Annotated in this window: 10 protein-coding genes; 7 read left to right on the forward strand and 3 right to left on the reverse strand. The window is 59.0% G+C overall.

Annotated elements, in window-relative coordinates; translation table 11 throughout:
- The first annotated feature begins 4 nt into the window (after positions 1-4).
- The 4 genes from H3V53_RS06435 to H3V53_RS06450 are packed head-to-tail and all read left to right on the forward strand — an operon-like array spanning position 5 to position 1,414.
- The gene (locus H3V53_RS06435) at positions 5-178 is read left to right on the forward strand and encodes a hypothetical protein (protein ID WP_336597240.1); all 174 of its coding nucleotides are present in this window, start codon (positions 5-7) and stop codon (positions 176-178) included.
- A complete protein-coding gene (locus H3V53_RS06440) occupies positions 175-627 on the forward strand; it encodes a glycoside hydrolase family protein (protein ID WP_336597241.1) in 453 nt (150 codons plus the stop codon). The genes H3V53_RS06435 and H3V53_RS06440 overlap by 4 nt, the downstream gene beginning before the upstream one ends.
- The gene (locus H3V53_RS06445) at positions 624-1,175 is read left to right on the forward strand and encodes a hypothetical protein (protein ID WP_336597242.1); all 552 of its coding nucleotides are present in this window, start codon (positions 624-626) and stop codon (positions 1,173-1,175) included. The genes H3V53_RS06440 and H3V53_RS06445 overlap by 4 nt, the downstream gene beginning before the upstream one ends.
- Entirely contained in the window at positions 1,172-1,414 is a 243-nt protein-coding gene (locus H3V53_RS06450) for a hypothetical protein (RefSeq protein ID WP_336597243.1), read from the forward strand. The genes H3V53_RS06445 and H3V53_RS06450 overlap by 4 nt, the downstream gene beginning before the upstream one ends.
- A gap of 105 nt (positions 1,415-1,519) precedes the next feature.
- Here the strand turns inward: H3V53_RS06450 and H3V53_RS06455 are convergent, their stop codons facing one another.
- A complete protein-coding gene (locus H3V53_RS06455) occupies positions 1,520-1,849 on the reverse strand; it encodes a hypothetical protein (RefSeq protein WP_336597244.1) in 330 nt (109 codons plus the stop codon).
- A 28-nt stretch (positions 1,850-1,877) separates the two neighbouring features.
- On the opposite strand from H3V53_RS06455, the gene H3V53_RS06460 reads away from it, so the two are divergent.
- Positions 1,878-2,486: a hypothetical protein gene (locus H3V53_RS06460; RefSeq protein ID WP_336597245.1), complete on the forward strand. Its 609-nt coding sequence runs from the start codon at positions 1,878-1,880 to the stop codon at positions 2,484-2,486.
- Between the two features lie 68 nt (positions 2,487-2,554).
- Here H3V53_RS06460 and H3V53_RS06465 read toward each other — a convergent pair whose 3' ends face one another.
- Both H3V53_RS06465 and H3V53_RS06470 read right to left on the reverse strand, forming a co-directional pair.
- Positions 2,555-4,123 carry a hypothetical protein gene (locus H3V53_RS06465; protein ID WP_336597246.1) on the reverse strand — a complete coding sequence of 523 codons (1,569 nt, stop codon included), beginning with the start codon at positions 4,121-4,123 and terminating at the stop codon, positions 2,555-2,557.
- A complete protein-coding gene (locus H3V53_RS06470; RefSeq protein WP_336597247.1) occupies positions 4,114-4,428 on the reverse strand; it encodes an SMR family transporter in 315 nt (104 codons plus the stop codon). The genes H3V53_RS06465 and H3V53_RS06470 overlap by 10 nt, the downstream gene beginning before the upstream one ends.
- 95 nt (positions 4,429-4,523) lie before the next feature.
- Here H3V53_RS06470 and H3V53_RS06475 point away from each other — a divergent pair, with 95 nt between their 5' ends.
- Both H3V53_RS06475 and H3V53_RS06480 read left to right on the forward strand, forming a co-directional pair.
- Positions 4,524-5,378 (forward strand): decaprenyl-phosphate phosphoribosyltransferase, encoded by an 855-nt coding sequence (locus H3V53_RS06475; RefSeq protein ID WP_336597248.1) that lies wholly within the window; start codon positions 4,524-4,526, stop codon positions 5,376-5,378.
- On the forward strand, positions 5,375-5,776 hold the full coding sequence (locus tag H3V53_RS06480) for a divergent PAP2 family protein (RefSeq protein ID WP_336597249.1): 402 nt from the start codon (positions 5,375-5,377) through the stop codon (positions 5,774-5,776). The genes H3V53_RS06475 and H3V53_RS06480 overlap by 4 nt, the downstream gene beginning before the upstream one ends.
- The last annotated feature ends 436 nt before the right edge of the window (positions 5,777-6,212 follow it).

Below are 6,212 nucleotides of genomic sequence, written 5' to 3' on the forward strand. Positions count from 1 at the left end.
TCAAATGGGCGATGTGGCATCGAGCGTTGCGAAAGCAGCGCCGCCTTTAGGGGCGAACTGGTGGCTATGGCTACAGAGTCATGACATCAACTGGTATGTCGCTGCGGCCACGATCGTTTATATCGGCTTGCAGGCGTTTTACCTGGTCCGCAACAACGGGCGTAGGGGCGGCGAATGAATCCTGATAACGAAGCGCAGCTGATCGAAGAACTGCGGCGGGATGAGGGCGTGCGGTACGTGCCTTATCGCGACACCAAGGGCATACCGACGACGGGCGTCGGCCATAACCTGCAGGCCTCGCCCCTGCCCGCTGGCTGGTCGTACCCGCTCACCGATGCGCAGGTTGACACGTTGCTGCACGCCGATCTGGCGAACGTCTATCACGACCTGAACACATCGCTTCCGTGGTGGGCCGATCTGAACGACGTGCGCCAGCGCGTCATCTGCAACATGTGTTTCAACCTGGGCATGAGCAAGCTCACCGGCTTCAAAAACACGCTCGCGGCTATGCGACAGGGGCGATGGACTGACGCCGCAGCCGGGATGCTGAATAGCGCGTGGGCGTCGCAGGTAGGCGCACGCGCTCAACGACTCGCGCAGATGATGCGCACTGGAGAATCGCTATGAGCGGATGGTCGGACGCACTTGGAGTCGTCGCCAAACTGGCGCCGACGATCGCTTCAGTCGTTGGCGGCCCGCTTGCGGGCGGCGCCGTAACGGCGCTCGAATCGGTGTTCGGTATCACGTCGCAGCCGAACGCGTCGATCGACGAGCGTCAGAACGCCGTGGCCGCGGCGATCAGCGGCGCGACGCCTGAGCAGCTGGCCGCGATGCGCAAGGCGGATCAGGACTACGCCGCACGCATGGCCGAAGCCGGGTTCAAGAATACCGAGACGCTCGCCTCGCTTGCCGTACAGGATCGCGCGAGCGCGCGCCAGATGCAGATCAGCACGAAGAGCCTGACGGCGCCGTTCCTCGCTCTCTTCGTGACGCTCGGCTTCTTCGGCGTGCTGGCCGTGATGATGTTCGTCGCTTTGCCGGCCGCAACGCATGACGCGCTGATGCTGATGCTCGGCTCGCTCGGCACGGCGTGGACGGGCGTGATCGCCTATTACTTCGGATCGAGCGCAGGCAGCGACCGCAAGACCGAATTGTTGGCGGGGGGCCAAAAGTGAACCTGATCGGCCGCTACCTGCTGAACATCCTCAAGTGGCTCGACATCGGCGTGAACGTCATCGTCCTGTTCGGCGCGAGCAACGAAACCATCAGCGAGCGCTCGGCGAAGGCCCGCAATGCTGGTCGCAAATGGGGCTGCGTACTTTGCCGGGTCCTCGACTGGGTCAATCCTGGCCACTGCGATAACGCGCTTACCTCAACCATCGGCGGCGACGCCATCATCCCGGATGGGAAATGACATGAAACGACTTCTCGCATGCGCTCTGCTTGCGCTTTCCTCGATCGCGTTCGGCGCGACGCTGAATCCGGTTCAGCTGCTCAATCCTGCCGGCTCTACCATCGGTCAGGCGATCGTATCGACCGGCCCGACGACCGCGCCCGCATGGGGCAACGTCACAGCAACGTCTCTGGCTCCGCAGGCCGGAAATACGGTGATGGCCAATGCAACGGGCTCGACGGCATCGCCTACGGCGTTTGCAATGCCGAGCTGCTCGGGCGCAAACAACGCGCTGCGCTGGACGACTAACTCAGGTTTCACGTGCGCCTCGGCCATTGCATTGACGAGCGGTGCGCTATCGCAGTTCGCCGCGACGACTTCGGCACAGTTGCTCGGTGTAATCTCCGATGAAACCGGAACGGGATCGCTGGTGTTCGGCACGTCGCCGACGCTCACGACGCCATCATCGACGGGCGTGTTTCACATGACCAACACGTCGACGCCTGGCCAGATCATTGAAATGACGGGTAACGGCGCGACCACGCCGAATAAGTTCCTCGGCGTGGTTAACGGTGTCTTGAATATCTATAGCAGTAGCGGCGCGACGCAACTGCTGTCTCTGGATGATTCGGGGAACATGACCGTCACCGGGGCAGTGCACGGCGTGAATTCGAAGGTCATTGCATCGAACTCGACTTCGCAGAGCATCGCAACGTCGACGCAGACCACGATTACAGGCTGGACTGCGACGATGAATCAGGGCTCGAACTTCGTCGCGTCGACGGGCGTGTACACCGCGCCAGCTGCGGGGACGTACGACATTCGGGCGGCTATCGCGCTGACGCCAGCGTCTTCCGTGATCGGCGCCCAGATCATATTGGAAGCAACGGTCAACGGCGTCGTCGTTCAGTCCACGACCCTGTCACAGCAACTTACCGGGAACACCTTCCAGAATGCTGTCAGCGGAGCGTTCCGGGTCATCTGTAACTCAGGCGATCTGATCACGCTGCGTGTATTTCAGACGACCGGCGCATCGATGACGCTAAATGGGGTGTCGACTGCGAACTGGCTGTCGATCGAGCAGGAACCTTGACGTTCAAATCTTGTGGTGCGGCTCCGGCCGCACCGTGCCATGCAATGGATCGATCGGAGGCAAGTGCGCTAGTTCTTCATTGAAACGACCCGATAGAGGCTGTATGTCGCGTTTGCGTAGGGAAGCGTGGACAGCTTTTCCAGGTTCCACCTTTCCTCGATCCTCTTCTGGAACTCACCGCGGCGACGGTTGGACTCGAGAAATTCGATCAACTGGAAGTTGTCGCTGAGCATGACGACGTAGCTGTAATCCTTCAAGCCACCGTTGATGACGTTTTCGTCAAACGTAAAGGCCTCCACCATCCCCATCGGAATCGTGTGGTACTTCCGGTAGTAGCGGATGCCGAAGTCGAAGTCAGGAACTGGTCCGCTGAAAGGGAAGTAGATCGAGGGGCTCGGAGCGTTTCCGGAAATCTTCGGATCCATCTTCGAAACGAAGTCCTCAGTGATCGCCTTGGCTTCCTGTGTCGTTTGCGGGGAAGATTGAATCCAGGAGCGGTACTGCACGACAGTAACGTTGAACACGAGGATGCTGGAAACGATCACGATCCAGTTCGCCGCACTCGCGGCGCGAGTCGTCTGGATCGCTCTCATCATAAAGAAGAGCAACGCGACAACCGCGGCAGCAAACAGAGAACCAAAAGACCACTGCTGCTGCGGCGACATGACGGCGGGAATCAACGCAATTACCGCCACGCATGCGATCAACGCCGCCTTGCGCCACACCTTCAGTGAGCGCACAAATCCCGCGAAACAGAGAAAAATGATGGCATACGCGGCGATGTTGCGTCCCCAGAACCCATACGGCTTGTTATCTTCGACATCGCTGGGTGTGATAAATGGCATGTAATAACGCAGCTTCCAGCCGAACGGTCCTCCCGATGCCCATGTGGGAGAAAGGGCTTGCGTGATGTACGCCTTGAAGAACGGCAGGTTCGGTAAGACGAGCAACGCGTAAAGGCCGATCGTAACGATCGCTAGAAGGGCGTGTCGACGGATCGATTGTCGGTCCAGCCGACCAGCTGAGACGCAGCGCTCGAATGCCGACAACACGAATACGGCTGTGAGCAGGACCGGTACGTAGAAGGCCATTGGCTTCGTCATGACGACGAGGACCGAAAGCACCGCCGGAATCCCAAAGTTCACTTCCTCTTCATCGTCGGGCTGAAATAGAACCGATAGCAGGATGAAGAACAACACACCGCCGTGAAAGTCCGCCTTGATGTGCGATGTGAAAATGAAAACGAACGGCGTCGTGATCAGCACAAGCACAAACGCCACGGCCGACGAGTATCGTTGCTTCCGCAACGCCCAATCGACGAACCAGAATAGGCCGATCAGGTAAACGAAATTGATCCAATACGGCGCTGCGTCCGATTGCGGCACGAATAGCGCAGCGAGCGTCGCAGGCAGGATGGAAACCGGCGAGTGCGCGTACTGAAGGCCATGCCACACACCGTTCTTGAGCAGGAACGCGTTGCTGATGCCCATGTAGATATATGCACATTCGTCCCACGGGATCAGTTTGTCGATAATCCCGCTCACCTGCAGCTTGTGAAGGACGGTCACCTGCAACAGGATCGCTGCAATAACTAGCGCGACCACACGCGCCCACCGGGGCATCGTTTTCATTTCCATGTCAGAACCCACACACCGGCCAAAATGATCGTGGCGCCAGACACCTGACGCCAGGTGACGTTTTGCTCCACGATCGCGCTAAATATGGCGACCGAGATAATGCTCACCGCCACCATCAGCGGGTAGGCGATGGTAAGCGGAATGCGCTTTAGCGATAGCGCATAAAGGACGAATCCGGCACCGTACGAAACAATGGCGAGACCGCGTAACAGGAGGCCTGCTGCTTCATGCGTTCCGGCTAGTCGGAGAAGAATGCTTGCGATGGCTCCGAAGAGGCCACTTGCGACGAGGGCAGCGTAATTCACGGTTGGTCTGTTTGGCTAAAAGCGCGGCGTATAATAGCGCAATTCGTTGATAAGTCTCCAAAAACTCCATGTCGGACTCATTGTCGACATCCCGGTTGAGCGCGCTCGTCCGGCTTGTCAGGCCGCTGCAGTGGATCAAGAACTTCTTTGTGTTCGCTCCTCTGCTGTTTTCCGGGAAATTTCGTTTTGAAAGCTCGATTCAGAACGCATGCATTGCGTTCATCGCTTTCTGTCTCGTCTCATCTGCCGTCTACGTCTTTAACGATCTGAATGACGTCGAGCGCGACCGACGGCATCCGAAGAAGCGGTTTCGGCCGATCGCCTCCGGCCAGATTCCGCCGTTTGTCGCTGCGGTCATGATCGGCATGCTGCTGGCCGCCTGCGTCTCCATCAGCTTGCCGACCACCTGGAGGCTGCTGCTGGTGCTCGGCGCGTATCTGCTGCTGAACATTGGTTATACCCTCCAGCTCAAGCATCAGCCGGTCATCGATATCTTCTGCATCGCGGCCGGCTTCGTCCTGCGCGTGGTCGCCGGCGCAGTCGTGCTCGGTGTTCCCCTGTCGTCGTGGATGTTCGTCACGACGCTCTGTCTCGCGCTCTATCTGGCGTCCCTCAAGCGCCGTCAGGAACTGCTCGCGATGAAATCCGACAGCGAGACCCGGGCGGTGCTCAAGCATTACTCCATCTCGCTGGTCGACCGGTACGCGGAAATGTCCGCGGTCGGCGCGCTGCTCTTCTATAGCCTCTACGTGATGAACGACGGCTCCCGACTCGTCATCACCATCCCGATCGTTCTGTTTGGCCTGTTCCGCTACTGGTTCATCGTCGAGTCGAAGGGCGAGGGCGAATCTCCCACCGATGCACTCGTGCGGGATCCGTTGCTTATCTCAACGATCGTCGCGTGGACCGTCGTTTGTATCTCCGCCCTGTCTGGATGGGGCATTGCATGACCAGTTACGCCGTAGTCCCGTTTGTCACGTGGCTGGTCGCCGGTTCGCTCAAGTTCTTCGTCAACTCGATCAGGGCTCGCAGGCTGGCGTTTGGCCTGATCGGGTACGGTGGCCTTCCCAGTAATCACAGCGCGATCGTCACCAGCATGGCCGCGCTCATCGCCTTCCGTGAGGGCGTCAATACGCCCGCGTTTGGCGTTGCAGTCACGCTCGCATTCATCGTCCTGCTGGACGCCAACAGCCTGCGCCGTCAAGTCGGGAAACATGCCGCCGCCATCAACAGGATCAATGCTGCCAATGGGATCGACAGCGGCCTCAGGGAGCGGATGGGACACACGCGCGTTGAAATTCTGGCCGGCATTGCGGTCGGCGTGTGCGTGGCTTACATGTTTCGATAGGAAGCAGGATCCGGTGTGCCCAAACTGTGCCCACGTTGCGTGGCACACATCGAGAAATCTCTGAAAACCGTGGTAATCCCGAAGCTGACCGGCGCGGGACCATTGTTGAAAAATCAACGGGTTACGTTCCAACCGGATTTCCTACCTCGCACTCCTCATCCGGTGATCCGTCTACTCCCACCTACAGCCGCACCGCACCAACCCGCCCAATTTCTTCGGCGCCGTCAGTATCGTCGCCGATTACGACATCGAATAGTCGCTGCAATCAGGCGGCCATATCCGCTGAGTGTGCGGACGGCCAATTTATGTCTGGGACTTACCGCAGCCGGTTGAGAAACTGCAAGCCGCCGAAATTCTGCAGCGTCGGAATATCGATCTTCGTCTCGGTCTGGATGACGGGCGCCACCACGATAGCCGGGCTGGCAAATCCACCGCC

This window comes from Paraburkholderia bengalensis (genome assembly GCF_037126505.1).
Taxonomy (GTDB): domain Bacteria; phylum Pseudomonadota; class Gammaproteobacteria; order Burkholderiales; family Burkholderiaceae; genus Paraburkholderia; species Paraburkholderia bengalensis.